General features: G+C 67.8%; 21 protein-coding genes and 1 pseudogene. 6 read left to right on the top strand and 16 right to left on the bottom strand.

Going from position 1 to position 24,729, the window contains the following annotated elements:
* Positions 1-171: 171 nt before the first annotated feature.
* From AAHG03_RS00965 to AAHG03_RS00950, 5 genes and pseudogenes are all read right to left on the bottom strand, one after another.
* On the bottom strand, positions 172-1,092 hold the full coding sequence (locus tag AAHG03_RS00965) for a hypothetical protein (protein WP_342148105.1): 921 nt from the start codon (positions 1,090-1,092) through the stop codon (positions 172-174).
* A gap of 337 nt (positions 1,093-1,429) precedes the next feature.
* On the bottom strand, positions 1,430-3,301 hold the full coding sequence (locus AAHG03_RS00960) for a hypothetical protein (RefSeq protein WP_342148104.1): 1,872 nt from the start codon (positions 3,299-3,301) through the stop codon (positions 1,430-1,432).
* A 62-nt stretch (positions 3,302-3,363) separates the two neighbouring features.
* Positions 3,364-3,795, bottom strand: a complete 432-nt coding sequence (locus AAHG03_RS00955) for a hypothetical protein (protein WP_342148103.1) — start codon at positions 3,793-3,795, stop codon at positions 3,364-3,366.
* Between the two features lie 67 nt (positions 3,796-3,862).
* A pseudogene (locus AAHG03_RS27065) lies at positions 3,863-4,312 on the bottom strand (relaxase/mobilization nuclease domain-containing protein); the annotation flags it as partial.
* Between the two features lie 11 nt (positions 4,313-4,323).
* A complete protein-coding gene (locus AAHG03_RS00950; RefSeq protein WP_060771608.1) occupies positions 4,324-4,635 on the bottom strand; it encodes a plasmid mobilization protein in 312 nt (103 codons plus the stop codon).
* A 618-nt stretch (positions 4,636-5,253) separates the two neighbouring features.
* Between AAHG03_RS00950 and AAHG03_RS00945 the strand changes: the two genes are divergently transcribed.
* On the top strand, positions 5,254-6,030 hold the full coding sequence (locus tag AAHG03_RS00945) for a serine integrase family protein (RefSeq protein ID WP_342148102.1): 777 nt from the start codon (positions 5,254-5,256) through the stop codon (positions 6,028-6,030).
* Between the two features lie 537 nt (positions 6,031-6,567).
* Here AAHG03_RS00945 and istB read toward each other — a convergent pair.
* From istB to AAHG03_RS00930, 3 genes are all read right to left on the bottom strand, one after another.
* Positions 6,568-7,311, bottom strand: a complete 744-nt coding sequence (istB, locus tag AAHG03_RS00940) for an IS21-like element helper ATPase IstB (RefSeq protein ID WP_342148101.1) — start codon at positions 7,309-7,311, stop codon at positions 6,568-6,570.
* Positions 7,312-7,322: 11 nt separating this feature from the next.
* Positions 7,323-8,861, bottom strand: a complete 1,539-nt coding sequence (istA, locus tag AAHG03_RS00935) for an IS21 family transposase (protein WP_342148099.1) — start codon at positions 8,859-8,861, stop codon at positions 7,323-7,325.
* Positions 8,862-8,952: 91 nt separating this feature from the next.
* On the bottom strand, positions 8,953-9,150 hold the full coding sequence (locus AAHG03_RS00930; protein ID WP_342148098.1) for a hypothetical protein: 198 nt from the start codon (positions 9,148-9,150) through the stop codon (positions 8,953-8,955).
* 740 nt (positions 9,151-9,890) lie between these two features.
* Between AAHG03_RS00930 and AAHG03_RS00925 the strand changes: the two genes are divergently transcribed.
* The gene (locus tag AAHG03_RS00925; RefSeq protein ID WP_342148097.1) at positions 9,891-10,475 is read left to right on the top strand and encodes a hypothetical protein; all 585 of its coding nucleotides are present in this window, start codon (positions 9,891-9,893) and stop codon (positions 10,473-10,475) included.
* Positions 10,476-10,612: 137 nt separating this feature from the next.
* On the opposite strand, the gene AAHG03_RS00920 is transcribed toward AAHG03_RS00925, so the two are convergent.
* Positions 10,613-11,164 (bottom strand): tyrosine-type recombinase/integrase, encoded by a 552-nt coding sequence (locus AAHG03_RS00920; RefSeq protein ID WP_342148095.1) that lies wholly within the window; start codon positions 11,162-11,164, stop codon positions 10,613-10,615.
* A 974-nt stretch (positions 11,165-12,138) separates the two neighbouring features.
* Between AAHG03_RS00920 and AAHG03_RS00915 the strand changes: the two genes are divergently transcribed.
* On the top strand, positions 12,139-12,273 hold the full coding sequence (locus tag AAHG03_RS00915; protein ID WP_342148094.1) for a hypothetical protein: 135 nt from the start codon (positions 12,139-12,141) through the stop codon (positions 12,271-12,273).
* Between the two features lie 350 nt (positions 12,274-12,623).
* Here the strand turns inward: AAHG03_RS00915 and AAHG03_RS00910 are convergent, their stop codons facing one another.
* Genes AAHG03_RS00910 through AAHG03_RS00900 form a run of 3 tightly spaced genes read right to left on the bottom strand, consistent with a single transcriptional unit; the run spans position 12,624 to position 17,397 of the window.
* Positions 12,624-15,038, bottom strand: a complete 2,415-nt coding sequence (locus AAHG03_RS00910) for an AAA family ATPase (protein ID WP_342148093.1) — start codon at positions 15,036-15,038, stop codon at positions 12,624-12,626.
* Between the two features lie 2 nt (positions 15,039-15,040).
* Entirely contained in the window at positions 15,041-15,664 is a 624-nt protein-coding gene (locus AAHG03_RS00905) for a hypothetical protein (RefSeq protein ID WP_342148092.1), read from the bottom strand.
* On the bottom strand, positions 15,661-17,397 hold the full coding sequence (locus tag AAHG03_RS00900) for an SIR2 family protein (protein WP_342148091.1): 1,737 nt from the start codon (positions 17,395-17,397) through the stop codon (positions 15,661-15,663). Before AAHG03_RS00900 ends, AAHG03_RS00905 begins: the two co-directional genes overlap by 4 nt.
* Positions 17,398-18,304: 907 nt before the next feature.
* Between AAHG03_RS00900 and AAHG03_RS00895 the strand changes: the two genes are divergently transcribed.
* Together AAHG03_RS00895 and AAHG03_RS00890 are read left to right on the top strand one after the other, a co-directional pair.
* On the top strand, positions 18,305-18,979 hold the full coding sequence (locus AAHG03_RS00895) for a hypothetical protein (protein WP_342148089.1): 675 nt from the start codon (positions 18,305-18,307) through the stop codon (positions 18,977-18,979).
* An 84-nt stretch (positions 18,980-19,063) separates the two neighbouring features.
* Positions 19,064-19,820, top strand: a protein-coding gene (locus tag AAHG03_RS00890) for an IS5 family transposase (protein WP_342148088.1) whose coding sequence is annotated in 2 segments (ribosomal slippage) — positions 19,064-19,380 and positions 19,379-19,820 — 759 coding nt in all. Because the reading frame shifts where the segments join, the coding sequence is not laid out codon by codon here.
* A gap of 84 nt (positions 19,821-19,904) precedes the next feature.
* On the opposite strand, the gene AAHG03_RS00885 is transcribed toward AAHG03_RS00890, so the two are convergent.
* From AAHG03_RS00885 to AAHG03_RS00870, 4 genes are read right to left on the bottom strand one after another with little or no spacing between them, the layout of a single operon-like run.
* Complete coding sequence (locus AAHG03_RS00885; protein WP_342148087.1) at positions 19,905-20,537, bottom strand: 7-cyano-7-deazaguanine synthase; 633 nt, start codon at positions 20,535-20,537, stop codon at positions 19,905-19,907.
* A gap of 2 nt (positions 20,538-20,539) precedes the next feature.
* Positions 20,540-21,700 carry a PfkB family carbohydrate kinase gene (locus tag AAHG03_RS00880; protein WP_342148086.1) on the bottom strand — a complete coding sequence of 387 codons (1,161 nt, stop codon included), beginning with the start codon at positions 21,698-21,700 and terminating at the stop codon, positions 20,540-20,542.
* 4 nt (positions 21,701-21,704) lie between these two features.
* Positions 21,705-22,034 carry a hypothetical protein gene (locus tag AAHG03_RS00875; protein WP_342148085.1) on the bottom strand — a complete coding sequence of 110 codons (330 nt, stop codon included), beginning with the start codon at positions 22,032-22,034 and terminating at the stop codon, positions 21,705-21,707.
* Positions 22,035-22,070: 36 nt separating this feature from the next.
* Positions 22,071-22,799 carry an 8-oxoguanine DNA glycosylase gene (locus AAHG03_RS00870; protein WP_342148084.1) on the bottom strand — a complete coding sequence of 243 codons (729 nt, stop codon included), beginning with the start codon at positions 22,797-22,799 and terminating at the stop codon, positions 22,071-22,073.
* Positions 22,800-23,286: 487 nt separating this feature from the next.
* Between AAHG03_RS00870 and AAHG03_RS00865 the strand changes: the two genes are divergently transcribed.
* Entirely contained in the window at positions 23,287-24,273 is a 987-nt protein-coding gene (locus AAHG03_RS00865; RefSeq protein WP_342148083.1) for a hypothetical protein, read from the top strand.
* Positions 24,274-24,729: the final 456 nt, after the last annotated feature.

The following is a 24,729-nucleotide window of genomic DNA, read 5'->3' as shown; positions in this document are numbered from 1 at the left end:
GGGCGCCCGGTGGCGCGTCGCCGCCGGGATGAGGCTGGTGTGGCGGCGTGTCCCGCCAGGCGGGGAATCGGTGATGTCGCATCGTGTCCGTTCGTGTGTCGTCGTGTGAATGGCGGGGGCGAGCGACCCGGCGGCCGTCATGCGGTCGCCGGGACTGTGGGCGGGAGCGCGTCAGTCGAAGAGCGCTGCCCCGTCGGCCGGCCGGTCCTCGGCCATCGGTGCCGGTTCGAGTTCGCGAGCGATCGCCTCGAGGCGGGGCCGGTCGGCCTCACGCAGTTCTCGATGCAGGATCTCGATCAGCAGCGCGGCGAGGTCGGGTGCGGTGTCGAAGCTGCGGAAAGCGAGCCCGTCGAGCAGCGTCTCGGGCCGGGTCCGACGCGCCAGGATCGGCACCGGGAATGTGCATAGCCGCTCTGCCAGGCCTGCGTCCGACAGGGCGCGGAAAGCGAAGCCGGTACCCGGTTCGACGATCACAGCGTCGAGCGTGCCCCACTCATATTGATCGTGGGCGGCATCGAGAGCGCGGTGGAGCGCCACCACCGAACCCGGCTCCTCGAACGCGAGCGGGTGGCGGATCAGGGCGATCATCCCGAGTTCGTGCCAGCGAGCGAGACCGTCCGCGATCGCGTGCGGCGCGCCGTCATCTGGCTCGATCAGGAACACCCGGCGTAGCCGGCGCGGCATCGGCAGCTCGCGCTGTCGCTCCCACAGGCCGTTGGCGTCGAGCGCCTCCCGCACGCTCGCGTCGCGCTCGGCCCAGACCCTTAGCATCAGCCCGCGATCCAAACCGATGATCCGCCCGGTCAAGCCGAGCAGCGGATCGACGGTGAGCGTCAGCAGAACGGTGTGATCGCCGACGAGATCTTCTTCGTGCAGCATGATGCCCGAAGCTTGTTCGACCTGCTGGGTGAAGTTAGCGGACATGAAGGCGGTAAGCCGACCGCTGCGCGTCGGATCGAGCGCTTGGAGGTCGAACAACCAGCCGTCGTGGTGACGCCGTGGCCGGCTCGCCGTGGCCCGCACCCAGAGGCCGGTGGGCTCGAGCGGGCAAGCGGCCGCGTCCGCACCGGCGGGCATGTCGTGATGTGTCATTTGGGGAGATCCATTGTCGGAGAAGAGATCGAAGGAGCCTCGCCGATGCGAAGCGGACGCTGTCCCAGCGCCGCCCTGCCTCACCCGTCCTTTCCGGGATTTTCAGCGAAGGTGCCTTCGCCCTTTCCCCTTCAATCCCTGCTCTCCCAGCACCCGAGCAACGGCTTGGGTGCGCGGGTTCTTCCCGTTTTTCGTGATATCCAACGCAGGCGCGCGCATACTGTCGGGGGCCTGTGTCCAAGGCATCGCGGCGCCGAGTGACGAACGCTGTTGCGCTCCGCCTCGATCCGGCCCTGCCTCGGGTGCAGCGCGTCCACAGTCTCCCTGAGCGCCGATCTCACCGCTCCCCCGGGCCGTCCGGATCACCACGGCCGTTCCTCGATCTCCTGCGTGTCGTACCCAACTTGGCTTCGTTCTTCGGCGGGAGAGGCACCGGTCCGGCGAACGGCGGCACAGGTAAGGGTGAAGGCTTGGGCTTATCCGGCCGCGCGCGTGCCTTCACGGCCTGTTCCAGCTCGGCCCACATCGCCGGTGTCGCTCGGTCGAACGCCCAGCAGCTGTCGGCCTCGTCGCGGAAGGCATGGGCCGCCGCGCGCCGGCCGTAGCCGGTCCAGACATGACGGCCGATGCGTGGCACCCCCGGCGCACAGGCGGTGACGAGGGCAGCAACCGCGGCTTCGCTGTGCCCGGTGCTGCGTAGGCGGCGGGCAATCAGCGCATCGACCCGCGAGGGATCGGGCCAGCGACCCTGCCAGCGCGCGAGCAGGTCGGCGCGGTGAGCCCAGTACAGCGCCGCGTCGGCGTGCGGCGTGCCATCGTCCGGGTCCGCGCCGCGGCCCAGGCGCGAGCCCGGACCGAGCCCGAAACGCCGGGCGAACACAGCGATGAAGTGCGAGATGAGACGGCCCAGCCGCTCGCAGGTCGCCCCCGTCGCGGTCACGATCTGCGCGTAGATCCGGGGGGCGGGACGCTCGTCACCGGGCAGAGCGGTGCCTGGGCGATCGGCCGCGTCGATGCGCAGGCCAAAGCGTGTGCGGCCGAGGCCGAGGCTGAGCCGGAGATGCTCACGCGCCTCGGCCAGCGCGGCCCCTTCGTAGGGCCGGTTCCGGTTCGGTGCGGTGAGCACGACCTCGTGGCGCCCGTCCCGCCGGTCCAGCACCAGGGTTGGGGCGAAGCCCGCCGCCTGCAATCGGCCGACATCCTCGATTTGCAGCCCTGAGAGCACGACGTGGTGCCGCTCGTCCGAGAAGGGCGTCAGATAAATGGCACTGTCCCGCCCGGCCGCCTGTTCGAGCGCCAACCGGCCGGCGGCGATCCCGACCATCGGTCGCGGCGTCAGTTGCACCAGCCGGTCGGGAGCCGGTCGATGCCGTCCGTCCTGATCGGAGGAGGCCGGTGGGCGGGTGCGCTCGGCCACGGCTCGGTAGCGCTCGGCTTGCAGTCCGGCGTGGTAGAGCGCGAGTAGGCCGGACAGGTTCGAGCCGCTTGCTTCCGGCTGTCGCAGCGGAGCGAGGCGCGGCAGCGGCTTGCCGATCCGCTGCGCCAGCGTGCGGGCGCTCGGGGTGGCGCGCGGGGCCGGGCCGACGACAGCGGCCTTCAGTAGAGGCGCGATGTTCAGTTCCGGATAGGTCGCGTCGTACGCCTCACGCGCCGCACTTGCCGCACTCTGCGCCTGTCGGGCGACGGCGAACAGCGCCGCATCGATGCCGGGGGCGGCCCGCGGCGACGGGACCGCCGGTGCTCGGCGATGGCCCTGCGGCAGTGGCGCACCGTCACCTGCCGGGCCCGGCTGGAACGGGCCGAGACGCGCCTCCAACTTGGCTCGACTGGCCGCGCGGCAGGTCGAGGCCTTCAGCACGATCCCGTCGACGAGGAACACCGCGCCCGAACCCTTTGCAGCGTACGCGATGCCGTGTTCGGCGAGGCTCGTGTGCAGGTCGGCCCACGATCGGGACCGCGTCACGATCGGACCGGCGATCTCGATCACCCGCCGCGCGGCACTTTCCTCGCCGCGGTACACTTCGGCTCTCGCCGCTCCCGCCGGCAGAGCATCGCTCGGCTCCACGCTGCGCGCGAGCAGCGGCGCGGACGCTGCTGCGCGGTGGGCTTGCCGGGCGCTGACCGCCGCGACGAGGCGGGCGCGGGCCGCTTCCGGTGTCGGTGCCGAGACCGCGCGCAGCCGTTCGATGACCCGCTCGGCCCTGACCACGTCCGGATCGGCACCGGGATCGAGCTGCCGTGCCGCGGCGGCCCGAACACGCGCGGCGTGGCTCAGGCGGGCTTCGGCGAGTCGGCGGACTGCGCGGGCCTTGTCGTTGCCCGCACCAGCCTGTCGTAGGTTTCGTCGCACCGCGTCTGCAGCCTCTGCACCTGCGTCCCCAGCGTCTGCATCTCCAGACGCAGGGCCTGCATCTCCAGGCCATGCCCGTCCTGTCCGGTCCGGATCTCGCCGACGACCGCGAGCACCGTCCGGAGCAGATCGAGCACCTTCGCCTGCCGCTCGATCGTCAGCAGTTGCCCCTCCGAGATCGCCGCGAGCGGGTCCGCTTCCTCGTCGCGTTCCCGCAGCATCTTCAGGATCTCGCCCGTGTCCTGATGCGCCCCCGCGGCCTCGCAATGCGCGCCGAGCGCCTCCCGCGCCGCTCGCTCGACCCAGGGCATCGTCGGTGCCCCGCCCGCCGTGTGTCCGGTACCGGATGACATGCTGCTCTCCTGTTCGTTCCTCGAGGACCTCGAAGTGCGCGTAGGGCTCCCGTTGCCAGCCCTGTACGTGCTCAATCCGAGCGACGGCGCGCCCGATCGCGTTGTGGAAGAAAGCGACCCGCGTCGGCCTGTCCGCATCCGGTGCGACGCGCGAGATCAGCGCGTGCAGGTGTTGGTTGCCGGATCCGCCGAGATGCAGGGTCCAAATCACTTGGTGTCCGCGCAGGCCGGTCTCCTCGAGTATGATCGCGAGTGCCTGTTCGATTTGGCGGACCGTCGGCTGCTCACCGGCCCGCCAGGACAGCACGAGGTGCTCGATCGCGCCCCGGGCGCGGGGGGCGCCCATCGCGGTGGCGATCATCTCAGCGACCTGTCCCGTGCGTGTGTCGGCGATGAGATGGAGCTGGCCCTGGGCCAGGATATCGCCGCGCTCCGCTCCGCCCGTGCCACCGTCGATGTATGCGGCCAGCTGAGCTACTTGCCGAGCGACCGGCGCGCCATCAAGGCGCTTGGGCATGCGCTTGCCGATCACGACGGCGGCTCGGCCAGATGCGCGATGGCCGAGCGGATGTCGGCGAGCGCGAGGCGTCCCGCTTCCGCCATTCCCGGCGTGCGAATGGCGAGCTTCGCGAGCCCTCCCAGCCGGCGCAGCTCCCGGATCAGTTCGCCATCGACCTGCGCGGTGATGTGCAAGCCGAGCAGCCGCTTTCGGGTGAGCGTGGCGAGCGTGAGGCCGGCGGCATGGGCCTCTCCGACGAGGTGCTCGAACTGCTCGGGCGTGAGCCGGATCCCGACCTGTTGAGTGAGCTTCCGCGTCTCTGATCCGCGTTGGCCGGGCATCGGCGTCCTCTCTGGGAGTACTTCAGGGAACGGGGTCCAGGGGCTCGCCCCGGCAGGCTGGAGGGGAAGGTGAGAAGCGTCAGCGCCGAACGGCCCCGTCTCGTTGCTGCCCGCGCCCGGCTTGGCCGGCGCGGATAGCAAAGAGCATCCTGCCCGCCTCTTTCTCCCTGGGACCGTCCTTCCGGGTAGACCCGGTGAGCGATAGCGATGACCGGCCCATCCGTGCACGGACAGCGACGGCCCGGCCCGCGCACCCGTGGTCCTGCTCCGGCACCATCGACCCACCTGGGGCGCGTACATCGGCATCTACGTAGATCGACACAGACTCAACTCCGCAGCTTCGACCGCCTCGCGCCCGCCCTTCAGGCACAGCGCAGGTTCAGGTGCAGGATAAGCGCAAGGAAAAGCTTGATGTCAAATATGCTCGATTCGCGAATAGCGATTCGCAAGTTCCGAGATGATGGTGAGACCAAAATTTATCGACCGAATCGTTGCGGACACGTTGCCAAAGCTTGCAACAAGCGTGACCATACGCGTGTCGGGTCAGCAGCCAAGCGGTCCGACCGGCCCCACCACCAACCCGTGAGACATGCGATGACCAAAGCCCGAACCCGACCGATGCCGATCCTGCTGAGCGAGATGGACGCCAACCGCGCGGCCCTCGCCGGGCTGAAGCGGGAGACACCGCTGCCGCCACCGGAGCGGATGACAACGGCCAAAGCGGTGGCCGAACTCGCGCCCGAGATCCGGGCGCTGCTCAAGGCGGGGCATTCGCTCGACGAGATCGCCAAGCGCCTGATCTTCGGCGGGCGCTCGCTGAGCGCGCGGCAACTGCAGCGCTACCTCACCGAAGCTCAATCGCACGCGGCGAAGAAGAAGGGTCACACGGCCAAGAACCCGACGCCGCCCGCGAACCGGGGTGCGACAGGCGCCGGGTCACAGGATAGGCCGATCGTCGTCCCATCGACACGGCCCACCGGCGCGCAGCCGGATCTGCCGCCACGCGGCGCGGCCACGCCCGTGACGGCAGCGCCGGTCAGCCCCAGCTTGGAGGCTCAGGCTCGGGGAATAGCAGGTCCACTGTCAGCCCCGCTGCTCAACACCCCGGGGAGCGTCGCGCCGACCGGTCCGGCCGCCCACATGGCGAACCCGGCGACGGCTGCCGGTCCGGCCCTGGCGAAGCCGCAAAGCACGGCCTCGCCGGCGATCGACGGCCTTTCCGTGTCGGAGGCACAGAGACGGTCGATCGACATGCTGACGCGAACCGCACCTGCTAACGCGAAGGTCGATCGTCCGCGCGAGACGAACATCACCTGGAGCGGGATCGGTACGACGACACCGTCGCGAGACGATGCTCAGGCCCATGTGCAGCCCGAGCCCGGCACGCTGCTCTGAACGATCATATTACCATCGCTCTGCCCGCGGCGCGATCCGCCCTGGGCAGAGCTGCCATCAATGCCTCCCGCTGCTGACGCCGATGAAGCAACGGCCCTGGCCTCACGGCAGCGGACATGAGGCAACGCGGCCAAGACGTTCCTAGCCGCGACATCCTGCGATCTCGAGTGGCGCTCCTTTCCAGGCGCGCCACCGAATGTCATCCCAAGCGGACGAGTCTACCGTTGTCGTTCGGCAGGCTCGTTCGCAATCACGATAGCTCTCCCGACACTGCGGCTCCCGTTAGGCGAACCATCCGTGTCTGATATCCCTACTCACCCGTGTCTTGCTATTCTCACGGGCGATCGCCCGACCGGACCGCTGCATCTCGGCCAGTTCTGCGGCAGCCTGCGTATTCCGACGAAGCCGGCCGGGGATTCCGATCTGAAGCCGGCCGTCATTCCGAGGCGAAGCCGGCCACCGGTCCGATCTGAAGCCGGTCAGTGACGGGGCGCTCCCGCGGGTCTGGGGTGAAGATCACGAGGTCGGTCCGACAGGTCAAGCGGTCGGCTCGGCCGCCTTGCGTTTGCGCAGGCTCTCGCCGGCGAGTTCGATGCGGTGCGCGCTGTGCAGCAGCCGGTCGAGGACGGCATCGGCGAGCGTGGGGATGCCGATGATCTCGTACCAGCGATCCACCGGCACCTGGCTGGTGATCAGGGTCGAGCCGGCGTCGTAGCGGTCCTCGACGATCTCCAGGAGATCGCGCGCCTGCTCGGGCAGGAGCGGCTCGGGGCCCCAATCGTCGAGGATCAGCAGGTTCACCTTGGCGATCTGGCGCAGCAGCCGGCCGTAGCGTCCATCGCCACGGGCGAGGCTCAAGGCCGCAAACAGGCGCGGGACCCGGTAGTACAGCACAGAGAGGTCGTCCCGGCAGGCCTTGTGCCCGAGCGCGCAGGCCAGCCAGCTCTTGCCCACGCCGCAGGGGCCGGTGATCACGAGGTTGCGCCGGGTCCGGATCCAGTCGCCGGTGGCGAGCTTGAGGAACAGCGCCCGGTCCAGGCCGCGATGGCTGCGGTAATCGACGTCCTCGACGCTGGCGGGATGGCGCAGCCGCGCGGCGCGGGCGCGGGCCTCGAAGCGCTTCTGCCGCCGGGCCGTGGCCTCGTGGTCGAGGAGCAAGCCGAGCCACTCGGCGTGGTCGAGGGCGCGGGCCTCCGGGTTGGCGTCGAGCGACTTGAAGCCCGAGGCCATGCCGCTCAGGCCGAGTTCGTGCAGGAGATCAAGCGTGGGGTGGGTGAGCATCGTCGTCTCCGTCAGTGGAAGTAGCGCGGGCCGCGCAGGTTGGGGTGGAGCATCACGGGAGCGGCCTCGGCCGGCGGGGCTGAGCGGTCGAGGCCCAGGCTGAGGATCGAGGCGATGCTCTTGTAGGTGAGCGCACCGACCGCCACGGCCCGGGCCGAGGCGGCCTCCGCCCGGCCGGGGTCGAGCCCGCGGTAGAGGCGCAGGATACCCAGGCAGGTGCGGAAGCCCTGCTCGGGATGGGGCCGGTCGTGCAGGATGGCGATAACCAGCCCTTCCGTCTCCGGCCCGATGCCGCGCGCCCAGCGCCGGAAGCGCTCGGGGCTCCACTCGGCGTAGCGGCGATGGGCGCTGGGCATGTGGTCGGGATCGGTGCCGTGCCGCCGGCCGGTGTAGCGGCGCTCGTGGGCGGCGACGCGCTGACCGCGATGGAACACCTCGACGGTGCGCGCCGTGAGGCGGACGTCGACCTGCTCGCGGATCAGGGCATGGGGCACCGAGTACAGGAAGCCGCCCGCCTCGACATGGTAGTCGAGGTTGACCCGGGCCAGCCGCCACTCGGCGAAGGTGTAGTCCTGTTCCGGCAGGGGCCGCAGCGCTGCGCGCTCGATCGCCTCGAACAGGGCGCGGCGGGTGGTGCCGAGCCGGCGCATGCGGTGGGCGTTGATGCGCTCCACCATCGCGGCGATGGCGGCGTTGCACTCGGCCAGGGAGAAGAACGTCTGCCGGCGCAGCCGTCCCAGGATGTAGCTCTGGGCGAAGCGCACGCCGGCCTCGACCTTGGCCTTGTCGCGCGGCTTGCGAGGTCGGGCCGGCAGGACGCCGATGCCGTAATGCTCGGCCAGCATCCCGTAGGAGCGGTTGATCTCGGGATCGTAGAACGACGCCTTGTGGACCCCGCTCTTGAGGTTGTCGGGCACGACGAGGCGGGGGACGCCGCCGAGGAAGCGGAACAGGCGGACATGCGCGCCGATCCAGTCGGGCAGCGTCTGGGTCCAGGTCGCCTCGGCGTAGGTCAGGCTCGACGCGCCCAGCACCGCCACGAAGATCTCGGCCTCGCGCACGATGCCGGTGGTGGGATCGACGATCCCGACCTTCTTGCCGGAGTAGTCGACGAAGACCTTGTCGCCGGCCCCATGGTGCTGGCGCATCACCGGGGTGAGCCGGCGTTCGAACTCCCTGTAGAGGTCGCAGAACCGGGAGTAACCGTAGCCGTCCGGATGGACCTCCCGGTACTCCTCCCAGAGCACCGTGAGGTTGACCCCGGGGCGGCGCATCTCCCGGATGACGGAGGGCCAGTCCGGCTCGGGCAGGCGGCGCATGCCCTGCTTCACCCCGGCCCGGGCGAACAGGCGCTGCTCCAGCACCGTATCGGTGACCTCGCGGTCGAGCGGCCAGGTCAGGCCGGCCGCGCTCGCCCGAACGAGGTTGTCCTGCACGGTCGAGCGGGCGATCCCCAGCGTTCGTCCGATCTCACGCGAACTCACCCCCTCATGGGCGAGCCGCAGCATCTGTTTGATCTGTCGCATGGTCAGCTGTCTCCTGGCCGGCATCCCGCTCTCCTCGTGGTCGAGGACAGGGATGCCGCGGTTGCTGACCCGCGGAGATGCGCCGTGCCCGATATCGGCTACCGGGTGGCCGGCTTCATCTCGGAATGGTGGCCGACATCAAATCGGAACGCTGGCCGGCTTCGCGTCGGAATGGGTGGCCGGCTTCCATCGGAATCCGCAGCAGCCAGCGCGATCGCGTCATCCTCCAGCACGCCACGATTATTTCGTGCTGATCGCCGACGCGCAGGCGCTCACCGAAAACGCCGACGATCCCAAGCGCGTCACCCGCCACGTCATCGACCTCGCCCGCGACGATCCCGCCGTGGCATCGATCCGAGCCTCACCACGATCTACGATCAGGCGGCCCTGCCAGCACTGTACACCGACCCCGACCATTTGCGCGTCGCTGATCCTGGGGGGCCAGGGGGTGATGTGGTGTTCCCGACCTCGACGCGTTCGGTCCTGATCGCGACCCGGTCACCGAGCCGGAGGTGCGCGATCACCGCGGCGGTCACGGCGACATCGCGGTGAGGCAGCGTTTGGAGGCCGTCCTGCTCGATCTGCTCGCGACGCCTGGGCCGAACGACCGGACGACGTCCACGACATCCTGCGGAATGAGACCCGTCGCGCCCGTGGCGTGACATCGGCAAGGCGCGACACCATCGAGGACGTCCTCGGCCTGTACCACGTCGCCGCGTAGCGAATGCCCATCCTTCGGCCTATGGCAGGTGCGAGCCGCGGGTGCGACGGGGCAACCGATCGCGCCCGTTTCGCGTGCCTCATCGACCCTACAGCCAGGCGAGGCTGCTTGTTGCCGACCCGCGACGGTCAGCGGGCAGGACGACAGCGATCATCCGGTCGGGTGCGAGCGCGTGACGATATCGTCACGAAACTTCGGTGTCGGCCGCAGCGCCGGAACCCGAGATCTGTCACGCATTGCATCACGAAAAGGGTCGGCGGCAGCCCTGGCGCCCCGTCATGGAATCGGTCACAAAAGATGGGCGACGCTCGCTTTTAGGGAGACAGGCCATCTTGTCTGGCACGATAAAGCCGTTCCGGTGCGATGCGGTGACGAAGAACGGGCTGGAGAGCCTTTGTGACGAAATGCGATCGGAGTACGCGCGCCACCTGAAGGAGCGGATCGACCCGATCTGCGAACGATACAGGCGAGCCGTGGCCAACCGGCTCAGGAAGAGAGCGTCGATCCTCCAGAGGGATGAAGACTCAGCTTCGGCCCCTCCCGGCATAGAGAGCGTCACGGTCACAGCCAACATCGCGACTTATCGCGAGCGACAGCGCTGGCCGTTCGTCGTCGTCTATCATCGGCGTGCCTACCGGGAGTACGGCCTCACCGGCGTGTTGTGGCTGATGCGGAGCCTGAGCCGTGATACGAAGGCTCCGAAGCTCTCGGCCGTGGTGCTGCTGATGATGACGCGGCCGGACGATTTGACGCCCGGCGTAATCATGCGTTGGATCAGACAACTGGAGGGCGAGGGCCTTCCCGTTGCGCCGACGATGAAAAGACCGGGGCGTCGGGCGCTCGGGGCGACCGCGATGACGCCCGCGGAGCGGCAACGCCGGCATCGAGTACGGAAGCGGGCGGCGTCCGACAAGTAGACTCGGATCGCTCAGAACCCGCGGCCGGACTGATCGAGCGGCCATGCCGACCGCGCGATGCTCGGCATGACTCAGCCCACGTTCCCGCCGCGCGGCCTCCGAAGGGTGCGACGGAGCGCGGTTCTTCGGCAAAAGCGCTACCACATCCGGGCGGCGATCTCGCGTTCCTCGGCTCCCAGCACGTCGGCGTAGATCGCGGTGGTCGATAGACTCGCATGTCCGAGCCAGCGCTGCAGCAGGGTGAGCGGCACACCGGAGCGCAGCGCGTGGACGCCAAACGCGTGGCGCAGGCCTTTCGGCGAGGCGGCCGAGGCGGCGACACCGGCCTCTCGCATCACCGCCTTGACCCGCTGCCAGGCGGTACTGCGGCTGATCGGCCAGAGCCGCTGCTCTATCGGTCCGATGTCGTGCACGAAGTCGAGGATAGCCATCACGCCATCGGGCACTGGCACGTCACGCATGACGCCCGTTCGACGCTTCTTCAAGCAGTGCAGGCTGACGATGCAGCCGGCTTGGTCGAGATCGGCGTGGGTGAGAGCCAGGGCCTCGGAGATGCGGCAGCCAGTCCATGCCAAAATCAGGCAGAGGGTGAGGGTCTCGGGCTGCTGACGGGATGCGGCTGCGAGGAAGCGGGCCCGCTCGTCGGGGGTGAGATACTTGCGCCGACCCTGCTCGGTGTGAAGCGACATGCGGGCGGGACCGGGGCAGCGGGTGGAGCGGTCCCTCTCCGCGATTCCAGTGGGATTGGCGACGCGGTGGGAAACAGTCCGGCTGGGTGGCCGATCATGGAGCCGTGACGGTCGGCCCGACAAGCCGGATGGAGCTGATGTGTGGGCCATGGCGGCGCGTCCTCGCACGCGGCAGTGCAGCCCGTGCTTGTGTGACCAGAATTGCCAATTTTGTTCGGCGCCGCCCTGGGAAGCGCCTGGCGCGCTCTGTGGTGGGATGCAACAGCCGCGCTTATACCGCAGTCTGCTCGGCCTTTGCAAGCTGAAAAGACGTTATGGATCAAAGTACGACAGAATTGGCAATTCTGTTCGGTGTTCTGATGCTTGTGTAGCGCCGATGCGAGGCTGCGTAAAGATCGATGTGTGCCATCGCACGCGATTCGATACATTCGGTGACTTTCTCCGATCCTTCGGCCAGCCAGGATCACCGAGTCGAGCATGATATCCAACGCAGGGCTAAGCTGTTGGCGAGAATGCGGTACTCACCGCGAGAAGATATCCAACGCACCTGCTGGTGCAGTCTCCCCTCAAGCGAAGCCGCTTCCCTGCGTTGGATATCACCGCGATGCGGACGGTGATGTCCAACGCGGGCCACCGACGCCGCTGGGCGCTGTCGCGGGACGTCCGCGCCAGGGCCGCAGCTGAGGTCGGTGTCGACGAGCCTCAGCTGGAGCGGCCGGCGCCGCGATGAGGCGAGAGCCGACCCCTGAAAGCTTCGCCGTCTGCTTTGCCCTCGTTTTGGTTGCCTACCTGTTCACCCTGGTGGTCGGTGGCTGGCTCGGCTGACTCCTGTCGTACCCTCAACCTGTAGATCCCAGCCCATGTCCGAGAGCCGCCGCTCCTCTTCGCACCCTCGCCGGTCCCGGCAGCGGCTACGTCGCGCTGCCGACCTGCTTCTGCCAGGCGAGCGCCTATCGGACCTCGCTGCCTGGGCCGTGTTGCTGCTGCTGGCTGCCTTACTGCTGCTGTTCGCCGTGCGTGAGATCCGCGACGGCGTTCTCACCGGCTGCCCAGGATACGATGGCGTCACGCACAAGCGGGAGGCTGAAGCGCTCTGTGCAGAACCCTGAAGGTAACCGGCACCATTCTGAGAGTTTGGGAATATGTCCCCTACTCGCTCAACGCGGTCGAACATGCTCCTGTGGCCCCAGCAACGGCTTCGAAGTTCACTGGAAGCAGGAGGGGGAGTGAGCTACTGACCATCAACCGACGTTCGGAAGGTCTGCTAGCTTGCAACCTGTAACCGGGTTGTCCCGATGAACCCCGCTTGGGCGCCGATTAACAGTCGCGGAGGCGGCCGGTGGTGACAGGCGAAGGTTTTCGTGACCCGAGGCTGGCCGCCCTCGTGGCGGGCGCGCGCCCCGGCGGGACCGGCTCTCGAACGGTAAACCGGGTGGCTGGAAAAGGGATGACCGCGAACTCAGGCCGCCACCCGCAAGGCGGTCTCCTCGCGATAGCTGCGCCGGTCGGCTGTACACAGGCTGTCCTGATGGACGCCGCGGGACAGTTCGAGCGCGAGCAGGCTATCCTCCGGATAGGCTGGGCTCAATTCCAGCCGGAGGTACTCGAACAGATGCCGGTCGTGGACGGCAATCATCACTTGGCGGCCATGCTCCTTAGCGAGGATGCGCAGCAACGCCGCGAAGTTCGCTATGTGCACATCGTCCATCGACTGAACGGGATCGTCTAGGATCATCCAAGGGCGCTGGGCTGGAACAGTGAGATGAAGGGCGATGAACAGCGTCAACGCGGCCGTGTTCAAGTTGCCTGCGCTAAGCATGGCCCCTGGGGTGCCGCCGGAACCGCCGCCCCTGTGCTCCGTAATCAATCGCGGTTGCAGGCGGTGGGTGGTGACCTCAGGGATCTTGAACGCCGGCACGAACGGCTCATTCGGCGCGAGCCGAATGAAGAGATCGCGCCAGAGCCTATTGAGACGGTCGTTGAACTCGCGCCGTATGATGTCCCCCCGGACGTTCTCGACGAGCCCACGGAGGGTTTGACCGCTCGCGCGCAGAGCGTTCGCGCGCCGCAACGCCTCGGTGTTCTGTCCGACGACCGTGGCGTCGCCAGTGAGAACCGCATCGAGTTCCGTCCGGCGCCGGATCTCGGCCTTTGCCTTTCGTATCGCCTCGACCCCCTTCCTGCGGGCCGACAGGCGTCGCTCGAACTCCGACGCCCTGGCCTGGAAGACCGACGACAGGCGCTCGACCGCGTCGTCGACGGTCTCGTTCTCGGTGGGTGGGGCTTGGTTCGCCAACATGGCGAACTCCCGAAGCGTCGCCGTCGCCGATGTCCGGGCCAGATCCCGCGCCTGGCGTTCCGAGAGCACCCGTCGGGCCGCCGTCTCGGAGCGGGTCAGGACCTCGCCCTCCGCCAAGATGTTGGCGAGGGCCTCGATCTCCGAGACCGCCGCATCCAACGCAGCTGAAACGCGGGATAGGTTCGAGGCCTGCCCCTCGTCGACCATGCGTGAGTACAGCGTCGCCAACTCGCGCTCTAAAGCCTCGATCCTGCCCTGCTGCTGGCCGCGCGTCCGGCTGAGGTCCAGCAGACGCCGGGCCGAGGTCGAGAGTGTGTGCACCTTGCGGTGGACGTGGTCGGCGAGCCTCCCCGCTTCCCGCTCGGTAAAATCACGGTCGCAGACCGGGCAGACGTCATCGATGATGAAGGAGGTGATCTGCGCCAGCGCCGCCGCGAGATCGCCAGCAGTGGGCACGACGCGCCCGATCTCGCCGTCGATGGCTTCGAGCTGCTTTCGGGCGACTTCAAGCTCCGCCTCGGCCGCCGACCGCCGCCGGATGGCCTGGGCGGCAAGATCCGACCGCCCCGCGGCCTGCTGGCGTTCCGCCCGAAGGAGCTTGAGGCTCGAATCCGCGAAGGCCTGAGGGGAGACCGGGAGGTCGGCCGAGGGCAAGAGCGTCTCGGTGTGCTTGCGGGCGGCCGTCACGCGCGCCTCGTGCTTCCGCTGCCACTCCTCAAGGGCTACCAGCGCTAGCGCGTGGGCGGCGGACAGCGACGGCTCGTCCCCGGGCGCCGCGACGTAGCGGTCGCGCGCGGCTTCCCGCCGGATGGCTTCGAGTTGCCGGCGCAGGTCGGCGAGGTGCGCCAGATCGCTCTCCTCCGGCGACGGGGACAGCTCGGCCAGCGATCGGTCGAGGGATCCCTCGTCGACGGCCGGGGGCAGGCCGATGGCGATGCGGGCAGCCGTCAATTCCGCCATGGCCTCGGTGAGCGCCGTACCGATGCCTTCGAGGTTGCGACGATGGTCCGCGACGAGGCGCTCCGACCGGGCCTTCTCGGACTCGGCGCTGCCGTACCCGTCGGCGATCTTCCGGAAGTTGCGGAGATCCTGCAGCGGCCTCAGCCCGGCGTCGAGGGCGTCGAGGCGATCTAGGCCGAGCAACTCGCCGACAAACCGGGCCAGTGGGGAGCCGAGCTCGTCGTTCGAGGACTGGTAGATGTGCAGGAGCTGTCCGAGCAGCGACTGCGGCAGGTAGCAGCGTTCGCTGAAGAAGGCCGCTGCGGCATCCGGCAGCCTGGTCCCCACCCTGGCACCCTCCGCCGACAGGGTCGTCTCGAACGCCGCGCCGTCGTCCGTGTCGAGTCTGATCGATCCAGCTTGCGTGGACCAGTGCAGGAGGTGGCGCTGGTAGGCGGGGTCGGCGCGTTCGAGGGGCAGCGCGCGCCCCGTCAGGGCAAGCTCGATGGCCGAGAGCAGGCTCGTCTTCCCGGCGCCGTTCTCCCCGTGGACTAGGACGATCCGCGCGTCCAACGGGGCGGCGATGCGTCCCTTGATGCTCCGGAAGTTGGAAATCTCGATGTTGCTCAGGAGCATGTCTAGGCCCTCGGGCGTAGGACGAGGGCGCGGGCGAGGATGTCCGACAGGGCGCCGGTCACCGCTCCTTCCCCGCGGGCGGAGGCGGCGATGACGGACGAGGAGAGTTCGGCGTCGAGATTCGCGGACAGAGATGCATGAAGCGATGCCATCGCGTCTAGGCGGCCTTCCGGCGCACCCTCGTCGGAGGGCAGCGTGAGCGGGAGCAGGAGCCGGATCTGATCGTCCAGCGCCTCGGCCGCGTCGGCGTCGACGGGCCGCCCCTCAACGTCGAGCCCGGCGGCCTCGACGTTGAGAACTCGTCCGACCTGGGTTAGGGCGTCGACGTCCCCGGCGAGCGCTGCGCCCGCGAGGACGATCGTCAGGACGTAGCGCGACTGGGTGACGTCCAGGGCGCGGCTCAGCGCCTCGACGCGCAGTCGGACGGAACGCGGGTCGCGGTCGCCGAAATCCCCGGTCGATGTATCCACGACGAGGACGAGATCGAGCGCGCGCGCCTTGCGGCCGCGCAGCGCCGCGGTGAACTGGAAGTCGACGCTCGCGACCCGGAACGGCGTCGGGACGTCGTCGTAGCCCGCTTCGTGCAGGCGTCGCAGGAGGGCGCGGACGAGGGTGGATTCGCTCACAGCGCGACCTCACGAACGAAATGGTCCTGCAGCGCGACGCCGTCGGGGGCGGTCTCGACGAGTCGGTCGATGCTGACGTGGAGGGTCTGCGCCGCGCCGCTGCGACCCGGCGGCCGGCTCGGGCTGCGCGCCCCGCCGGAAAGCGCGCCCGCGAGGTCCTGCCAAGCGCCGTCAGCGTGGATCACGACGGTGTTGTCGTTGGCGAACGCCCCCGCCTTCTCCAGCGCAATGGCTATGCCCGCCGACCGGACTAGGAACACCGGACGGCCCGTGGCCCCCGTCCAGGCCCCCGTCGCCGTGAGCGCGCCGGAGTCCAGGTCGAGCGAGACGGGGTCCGAGAGCGTCCAGCGTCCGTCGCGCCGCCCTCGCTCCAGCAATGCCATCGCGATGGCGAACTGGGCGAGACCCGTCGCCTTCGCGTTCTCGTCCGCGGCCAGCTGCTTAGGCCGTGATGCGCTCAGAACCTCGTAGGCGGCGGGGTCGCGCTGGAGCGAGCCGTTCCGGAATAGGCAGAGCGCCCGTGACCAGACCGCGATCGCGCGATTGGCGAAGGCAGTCCGGTCGCCCTCCGCCAGCCCGGCCACGAGGTCACGCAGGCTCGTAAGGGCGTCGGCGAGGACGCCCGATGACGCCGAGAGCGGCGTGGCCTCAAGCCTAACCTTGACCAGTACGGCCAGCTTGTCGCCAATCAACCTGAGGACCAGGGCGAGCAGGACCTGCTCCGCCCAGGCCCTGAGGTGGGCGCTCCGTTCGATATCGACGATGTGGTCGTTGTAGCTGCCGGCGTAGACCGTCTTGAGCATGGTCTTCTGGCCGGGCTGCAGCGCGTCCTCGCAGAAGACGTGCCCCGGGGCGTCCGGTACGCAAGGCCATGGCCACGGGTTCGTCCTCCGGGCCGCCGAGAAGAGACCCTTCAGGTTGCCGTCTTGAAGCGATAGTCCCAGCATCAGCGTCTTGAAGTTGGTCGCCATCGCAGTGACGGCGGCGCGGACCGAAGCGAACCTGTCGTTGTCCGGCCAACCGATGATCTGGGTCTCGCTCCCGGTCAGGAACTCGCGGTAGAGCCCGGGATCCTGCGTCGCGTACAGGATGCATCCGTGGAACTTCAGGAGGCGGGCCTTCGCCGCCGCGCCGCGGAGGTGGTTGGGGTCGACGACCACCTGCAACAGATCGGTGTCGCCGCCGGAGAGGCGCGAGACGGCGGCCTCAATGAAACCGTCCCAGTTCGCGGAGGCTATCTCGTGAACCGCGCCTTCGAGGATAAGGACGGCGATCGCCATATGGGTGGCGGCCGGTGGGTTCGGCGATGCGAACGCGGCCCGGACGTCGATCGCCTCCCAGAGCATGTAGTCCTCGTGTTCGCCAGGTATCCGGACGTCGAGCAGCCTGGAATAGTTGCCCCACAGCTCGTTCACGACAGCGTCACGCATCGGCCATGCCGCGAACGGCGTGCCGAAATGGGCGCGCGCGGCGGCGACGTCCGCGCGTCCGATCGTCAACGCCTCCACCAACGCGGGTTCGAAGACGGACTGGGTCGCGGGATCAACGGCCTTCTCGCGGATGAACTCGATGGCGCGGGCGATCAGGTCTCCCAGGTTCGGAGCCTGCCGGGATATCCCTGAACCGACCCAAAGGGCGAACTCGCCGTTAGCGACGGCGCTCGCCATGGGCGCGAATTCGGCGTCCAGCTTCGCCACTGTCTCCAATACGGTGATCTCGGTCGCGGTCGGCATCGTCCTCACGCACTAAGTCGTCGGGCAATCCTGCGGGGTCTATGCACCCGGGTGATATACCTGTTCAATCCATATCGTGCGCCGTCGGGCGCGACCGACCGGGGAGTCCCCGCCGTCGTCTGGGTCAGGAGGTTGAGGGGCCAACCGTGCGGGTCGCCGTGGCCCAGCTGGGAGTGATAGGCTGGTGCGGACGCCGACCTTGCCCCATCGCCGCCGGTCGACCCGTACGCGGTCCCGTTCGGCGCCGAGGTCGTGGGTAACGGAGACGACCGCTCATTTCCCCCTTCCGGCGAGATAACCCCGGGCACCACGAGCCGCCGCGGCGCCTCGCCCGCGACAACGCTGGTCGACCGGATGTTAGTGGCCCGGAGGCCTGCCGCCACCCGCCCTCCGCCGGCAAGCCAATGGTGGTTCGATCTACGCTCCATGTACAGGACCCAGTGAGGCACCGTCAGTTCGCGCGGCCAGGGCCGCAATCGGACCGCCGCAATGTTTGTTCTATATTTGTTCCTGTTTCAAGTCGAGTCCGTATCCCGGGATGTCGGGCACAGCGATGGCGTGGTCTGAGGCCTATCGTCGAACGCGGCGTTGGTCGGCGCGGTGTGCGCGCCATCCTCCTGGAAAGGACCGTACATGTAGAGTGCGTATCGCGTCGGGCCCACCCGCGGGATAGGACGGCGCCCATGCAGGCGACATCCGCTACCAGAGACAGTAAGATCGCCTCGAATTTGCCGTCGGAGCGGTCCGGGCGTCATGACGGCCATGGCGCAGGCAAGGCGGTTTGACGCCAGGATCGCATGTCTGAAAGCGTGGGGGGATGAGCTTGGACGAGGGACAAGGAAACCAGCCCCCGGTAGCTGTCTCGCACCCCTCGAAAGCTGGAACTACCTCGCGCGATCAAGTCGAGATGCCGGCCGACAAGGTGCTAGAGCACCTCTGGAGATACTTCGCCCTGCATGCCCAGCAGCGGATATCCGTATTCAACTTCTTCGTCGTCCTCTCGGGCGTGATCTCGGCCGCGATTGGCGGCGCGCTCCAGGTCGGCGGACCGCTGAATTTCGTGGTCGTTATCCTCGGTCTCCTCCTGCCGCTCCTGTCCTTCGTCTTCTGGAGGCTCGACCAACGTAACTCGGACTTGATCAAGATTGCCGAGAGGGCCTTGCGCCGGGGCGAAGAGGCCCACCTGCCCATTTACGCACGCATCTTCGTCCGAGAATCCCTGGCCGGTACCAGCGCGGCCGCGACCGAGGACCGGATCACCCAGACGAGGTGGACCTTCAGGATGTCCTTCAGGTTGATCTTCGTCGTTATGGGGATCGCCGGGACCTTGGCGAGCGCCTTTGCCGTCTATCGGTGGGTTTCCTATCCGGCGGCCAACGTTGGGGAGGCGCAAAGGGTCGGGACGCCGCCTGGGGCGGATCCGGGACCGGCCGTGCCTCCGGGATCGCGGGCCGGATCGTCGCAAGGGCCAGGCCCGGAACGGCCGCAGGTACCGGGCCAGCCGGGGAGGCCGGCAACCGTGCCTCGTTCGGCCCCTGGGACCGAGCCGACGCCTGGGGAGGTCGAGGCTCCGAAACATTGAGCTTCGGACTTTAGGTCGCGAACCCATAATGGCTGGCACGGTTGAGCCGCAGCATCGTTAGCCCCCTGAGCAGGAGAGGCCTGGATGGCGCGGTCTGACCTAACGGATGCGGAGTGGGCGGTGATCGAGCCGCTTCTGCCGACGGATGTGCGCGGCAAGGAGCGGGTAGACGACCGGCGGGTTCTGAACGGGATCTTCTGGCGGCTACGCACGGGTGCACCCTGGGCCAATATCCCGGCGCGCTATGGCCCGCATACGACCTGCGGCAACCGCTTCCGGCGCTGGCGCAAGCGTGGCATCTGGGATCGGCTTCTGGACGCGGCGTCAAAGGCTTACGACGGCGACCTGCAGATGATCGACGCCACGAGCGTGCGGGTGCATCAGCATGCCGCCTGCGCCCAAAAAAGAGGGCGGATCCGGTGGCATGGGTCGCTCGCGCGGCGGCCTGACAAGCAAGATCCACGCGCTGGTGGATGCTGAGGGGCGCCCCGTGGCCCTCAAGATCACAGTAGGCCAAGCGCATGATGGGCGCTCGGCCGCAGACATGCTGGGCGGTTTGGGCGCGGGCCAGATCCTGCTGGGGGATCGGGCCTACGACAGTGACGCGTTGCGGACCCGGATGGCTGAGCAAGGTGCGTGGGCGAACGTGAAGCCAATGCCCAACCGCAAGCGGGTGCTGGCCTTCAGCCCGTTCCTGTACAAGTACCGCAACTTGGTCGAGCGCTTCTCCAGCAAGATCAAGTACTTCCGAGCTGTTGCCACGCGCTACGACAGGGATCCCGACAATTTCCTGGCCAGCGTCAAGCTCGCAGCCCTGCGGGTCTGGCTGCGAGCTTTATGAGGCCGCGACCTAGTGCTTGGGCCGGACTCGACGTGCCGGTCGCGGGTCCGAGATCCTCGCTCCCGCTCGCGACGGCGGCCGAGCCTATTCAGCCGAGCCGCCGGCCGGACTGCGAGGCAACGGATCGACGCGCTCGCCTTCATCAAGGCGGCCGATGACGTCACGGTGTTTGTGGCAGCCCCTGCAGCTTCCGCACGCCCATTCGCCGGTATGGCAGGAAAAGGTCCAGCCGAGCACGGATCGCGGCACTGCGGCCTTCCTCACCAGTTCCAGGGTTGTCATTCCGAGCGCCGGGGCGACGACCCTGACACCGGACTGCTGGCTCACGACGCGGTCCATGGCGTCCAGGAACTCTGGGCGTCCGTCGGGATGAGCGTCGTCGCCGACCACCGTCCCTATCACGATCTCCGCCAGTGGCTCGGCCGCGTAGGTCATCGCGGCGAGGGTGATCAGCATCTGGTTCCGATAGGGCCAGAACTCCGGAGCGCTGCGTGCCGATGGGAGTGCGACTCCCGTCGCCGACATCGTGCCGTGACCGAACGCGGACAGATCGACACGCCGGATGTCCAAGGGGATGCTGAGGGCTTCGGCGACGGCCCGCGCGGCCCGCTCCTCCCCCTTCGCGGGCCGCTGCCCGTAGTCCACGAACAGCGCCCGCTCAATCTTGAGCATCCAGGCAAGCGCGGCCGAGTCCAACCCGCCAGTCAGGAGAAGCACCCTCAAAGCGGCACCCACTGCGTTTGGTAGAGGGCAGAGCAGAGGTCGGCACTTCCCGGGATGCCCAGCTTCCTGGCGGCCTCGAGAGCGGCCGGATCGTCCGCGAACACGACCACGGGCTTCCCGAGCGCGAGGGCCGCCCGCAATACGGCGGCGGCGGTGCGCCTGTCATCGGCATGCGCGAGGACGACGTCGAACGTCGCCCGATCGACGGCGGCAGGGACCGGTCCCCGGTCCCGGGGGAAGCAGCCGTCTCCAGGCACGACCGTTGCCCCGAGGTCCCGCAGCCCGCGGACCGCCTCCTCGCGGACCCAACGTCGCGACGCTGTCCCGCCGTCGACAGCGAGCAGCACCCGACGACCCCGGGCATCCGTCCGCCGTGGCACCCGGTTCGGGAGTTTGGACGGAAGCGGGAAGACCGGCGCCTCGACGTATTGGGCCGTTCGGCGCGAGGCCCGGTCCGCGGCCTCGGCGGCCTCGGCCCGGTGGGACATCCAGGCATGCGCGAAGGTGGCGGAGAAAACATCGCCGGACCCTATCTTGTAGACCGAGTCCGTCGGATATGCCGGTACGTATCGCGGCGAGCCGGGGCCCTCGAACACGTAGGCACCGGCCGGGCCGTCCTTAACGACAAGCACCGTCGATGCGGCATCGCGCATCACGTACGTGGCCGCGTGACCCAGGTCATCTGTGCCGGCCATTCCGCGCAGTTCGTTTGCGTTCAGGATCATCGCCAAGCTCCCGGCCGTCGAGCCGTTGGCGCCGAACGGCGCCGGGTCTGAGCCGGACTGTGGATCGTAAACGGCCCGCGCGGCCGCCACCCGGAAGTCACCCTCGATGCAGCCGAAGCGCAGTACCTGCTCCCCTTCGAGCGGAACGGTGATCGCGCGCCCAGCCGGAAATGGGGTGATTCGCGGCCGGGCCATCGGATGCAGATATTCGAAACACAGGCGATGCGGGCTCGGGTGCACGATGACCCGGATGCCGGCCGGGTTGAAGTTCGCTTCAATGTCGTCTCGCAGCGCCTCCGGGTGGAAGGTGTGCAGGACGACCACGCCGCCTAGATCGGCCGCAACCATCGCCGCGCGGCCGCCGGAGCCAAAGAGGGCGATTCGCGCCGGTGTGACGCAGGTCTCGGCGTAGACGCCGCCACCAATCAGCAAGCCGCTAGCCCCTGATGACGGTGACGTCGATCCGACCGCCGTCCACGTGGTCGACATAAGCCCTGTAGGGAATGTCCTGCTCCAGGCACCTGATCAAAGTCGCCAGGTCGGGGATGCCGGCGAGGGAGCCGACCGTCGCAAGCGTCACCTCGTCGACAAGAACGACGCGGGGGTGGCCACCCGTCCTGTCGACACGCACGTCCAGCCATTCCCCCTTGGCGATGCCCGCGGCCGGTCCCGCGATGGTTGTGGCGATCCGCGAGGGGCAGTTCCCGCCCGATCCGAGCCCCTGCGAAGGGCCGCGGTTCGGCGGATTCGGATCGGACCCGCCCATATGCTCTAGTCTCCCTGCCCGACGTGGCCGCCGGCATCAACGCGGCGCCGCCCTCGTCTCCGTCCACATCACAGCGTCGAGGAGCGAGGATCGCACGTTTATCGCCCTGGCGAAATTGAGAAACGCCTTCTCGAGGCTGAGGTAGTCCCGAGGAAGCGAGATGTCCTCTGGAAACAGGCCCATGCGCCGGCAAGCCCGGAGGACGTGGACGTCGATGATGGCGACCTCGTCGCTGTCGAGGTGGTTTCGTACGATCCAAGAGGCCGTCTTCGGCCCGATGCCGTCGAAGGTCATAAGGTCGTCGCGCAAGACCTGCGCCGAGGTGGGAGCCGGCGGCGCTTCGATCATGCGGCGGCGCATGGCGGAGATCCGCATCGCGCGCTGGTTCGGGAAGCGATAGCGACGCGGTCGGCCATCGACGACCAAGGGCGTGGATAGGAGCTTCACGATTTCGTCGGCGTCAATCTCGGCTTCGAGGTCGAACACATCGTTTTGTCTCAGCCAGGCGAATGCCGCCATGTTGGCCTCGAAGGTGACGCTGTAGCCTCCGAGCAGGCAGAAGCCGATTTCTTCCGCGAGCGTGCCAGCACCGCACGCGAAGCTGGGCACGTCGTCCCAGCCCCATTGGCACCGCACGGCCCAATAAGCCGGCGTTCCGGGGAAATCCGGGCTGCCCCAACGAACTCCGTGCACGACCTCCTCCGCGCCGTCCGGCAACGCGATCAGCCGCGCCGTCGCGCCATGTCCAGCCCATACCGCCTGCATCGCCGTGAACTCCTTGCGGTTTTATGCAGGAATATGCATAAAACCGCAATGGAAAAGTCCTTCGCTCAGATCCGCATGGCAGCAACGATCTCGCAGTGCGGGTTGTCCGACGCGCAGATTGCGGTGGTTCTCGGTGTCAGCCAGCCGACGGTCTCTCGGCTAAGGAACTGTCTCATTCAGAAGGTAGGGAAGTACCAGTCGGCCCTGGACCGCCATCTCGGTACATCGCCAGCCGACGGCGCCGGCGAGATTCGGGATCTATTCGCCATGGCAATGCTGTCGCCACCGCTGCGGAATGCGCTAATCGCGATTCGGCGTCTTATGCAGGAAAACGCATAGATGGCTGAGCGTGTCGCCAATTTTTGCAAGCGGGATCGGGTGTCTTCCCTCGATGACCGCCTTGCTGCAGTATCCAGTTCTCGCGTGCCCCAATAGGGCGCCTCCTCTCGCGGCGCATCGGGCGGGTGCGGCGTCATTTGGATGATCGATGCCGCAGTCGAGTTCGCGCGGGCCCCGCCCAATATTCGTCGGAGGCAAGGTCGTCGTCGAGGGACCGCTCGTGGTTCCGTCCTATTCCAGCAAGGCTCTCCCGAGGATCTCGGTGAGCACTGCATTGAAGATGACCGCAGACTTCATTGTCAGCCCCGTCCTCGTCAGCGCGTATGACATCCGCCACCACGCGGTCGATCCGAGGCGATTCCAAGTTCCCCTGATCATCGTCGACAGCGGCGGCTACGAGGGGCTGGTCGACGATGAGGGCCGGCGCAGGGGAGGAAACCCCGACCATGCCGCCTTTGAGTGGTCCGCGGAGATATACGCCGAGACGCTGGCGGAGATAGAGATCGATGTTCCCGTCATCGCGGTTAGCTACGACCGCACGTCACTGTCCATCGGTCGGCAAATCGAGGCCGCCCTCGACGAGCGGCGGTCGCGCTTCGGGAGCGCGTTCCTCCTCAAGCCGATGGACGGGGAACGCTTGACGATAGAGTCCGTGACCGAGCACGTCCCGCTACTTGATGGCTTCGATGTCATCGGCGTCACGGAGAAGGAGGCCGGATCCTCGCTCATCGAACGGCTGACGTTTGTCGCGCGCCTGCGTGCTCTCCTCGACGAGTGCGGCGTCGACAAGCCGATCCATGCCTTCGGCGCCCTAGATCCGTTCATGACGCCTCTCTACTTCCTCGCCGGCGCCGATATCGTCGACGGCCTGACGTGGCTCCGCTTCGAATTCTCGGAGGACGGCGCCCGCTATCTCCAGTCGCGGGCCGCCTTCGTCGACCCGATAGCGACGATCAAGGATACTGAATGGCTCATCCGGCGCGCTAACTACGCGCGCGCCGTGGACATGCAGATCGCTTTTCGACGGTACCTTCGCTCGGGCCGGTATGCCGACCTATCCAAGAGTGCTGACCTCGTCGAGACCATCATCAAGATCCACGGGACACTGCGATCCGCGTCGTACCCGGCACGCTGAACCCCGCGCCCAAGGACCCCTGGGCTTATTCGCAGCCCAGGCGTGGTACTCGGCCTTCGACACGCCGAGCATGCGCGCCATGACAGTGACCGGGAAGGTGGCCTAGTTCGCAATCATGAACCGAAAGACCCCAACGGCAGACCCTCGACCTGCCTCAGATCAAGCTGAGTGAGCAAAAACGCGCTGCTTTTTGGCTGCCTGTGGATTGCAAGAAGGGCCCCTTGGCAATGAGCGCAGGATCGTATCCACTGCGTGTGCGCAAGAAGCTAAAGTGCCTGCAATTGCAATAACTTAGTTGATGCGGTCTGCTGAGGTCATGCTGGGTGGGAATCCTGGCGCCCCAGCCAACTTCTAAGCCAAGTCCTTCAGATCGCTCAGCTTCTCGCCCAGCCGTCCTGCGGAGCGAGCCGGTTGCTACACTTCGCTGCTACACAAGCCGTCTCAAGGGCGGCGAAG

This window comes from Methylorubrum subtropicum (assembly GCF_038442325.1).
In the GTDB taxonomy this organism is placed as follows: Bacteria; Pseudomonadota; Alphaproteobacteria; order Rhizobiales; family Beijerinckiaceae; genus Methylobacterium; species Methylobacterium subtropicum.
The sequence above is the reverse complement of the archived record's forward strand: the minus strand, read 5'-3'. Positions and strand labels throughout refer to the sequence as shown.

What these genes read in the sequence shown, in the direction of transcription:
- AAHG03_RS00945 (WP_342148102.1), top strand. Translation starts at nt 5,254, where the DNA reads ATGCCGATCCTGCTGAGCGAGATGGACGCCAACCGCGCGGCCCTCGCC.
- AAHG03_RS00965 (WP_342148105.1), bottom strand. Translation starts at nt 1,092, where the DNA reads ATGACACATCACGACATGCCCGCCGGTGCGGACGCGGCCGCTTGCCCG.
- istB (WP_342148101.1), bottom strand. Translation starts at nt 7,311, where the DNA reads ATGCTCACCCACCCCACGCTTGATCTCCTGCACGAACTCGGCCTGAGC.
- AAHG03_RS00950 (WP_060771608.1), bottom strand. Translation starts at nt 4,635, where the DNA reads ATGCCCGGCCAACGCGGATCAGAGACGCGGAAGCTCACTCAACAGGTC.
- AAHG03_RS00875 (WP_342148085.1), bottom strand. Translation starts at nt 22,034, where the DNA reads ATGGGCGGGTCCGATCCGAATCCGCCGAACCGCGGCCCTTCGCAGGGG.
- istA (WP_342148099.1), bottom strand. Translation starts at nt 8,861, where the DNA reads ATGCCGGCCAGGAGACAGCTGACCATGCGACAGATCAAACAGATGCTG.
- AAHG03_RS00870 (WP_342148084.1), bottom strand. Translation starts at nt 22,799, where the DNA reads ATGCAGGCGGTATGGGCTGGACATGGCGCGACGGCGCGGCTGATCGCG.
- AAHG03_RS00895 (WP_342148089.1), top strand. Translation starts at nt 18,305, where the DNA reads ATGCCGGCCGACAAGGTGCTAGAGCACCTCTGGAGATACTTCGCCCTG.
- AAHG03_RS00900 (WP_342148091.1), bottom strand. Translation starts at nt 17,397, where the DNA reads ATGCCGACCGCGACCGAGATCACCGTATTGGAGACAGTGGCGAAGCTG.
- AAHG03_RS00910 (WP_342148093.1), bottom strand. Translation starts at nt 15,038, where the DNA reads ATGCTCCTGAGCAACATCGAGATTTCCAACTTCCGGAGCATCAAGGGA.
- AAHG03_RS00920 (WP_342148095.1), bottom strand. Translation starts at nt 11,164, where the DNA reads ATGTCGCTTCACACCGAGCAGGGTCGGCGCAAGTATCTCACCCCCGAC.
- AAHG03_RS00865 (WP_342148083.1), top strand. Translation starts at nt 23,287, where the DNA reads ATGCCGCAGTCGAGTTCGCGCGGGCCCCGCCCAATATTCGTCGGAGGC.
- AAHG03_RS00955 (WP_342148103.1), bottom strand. Translation starts at nt 3,795, where the DNA reads ATGTCATCCGGTACCGGACACACGGCGGGCGGGGCACCGACGATGCCC.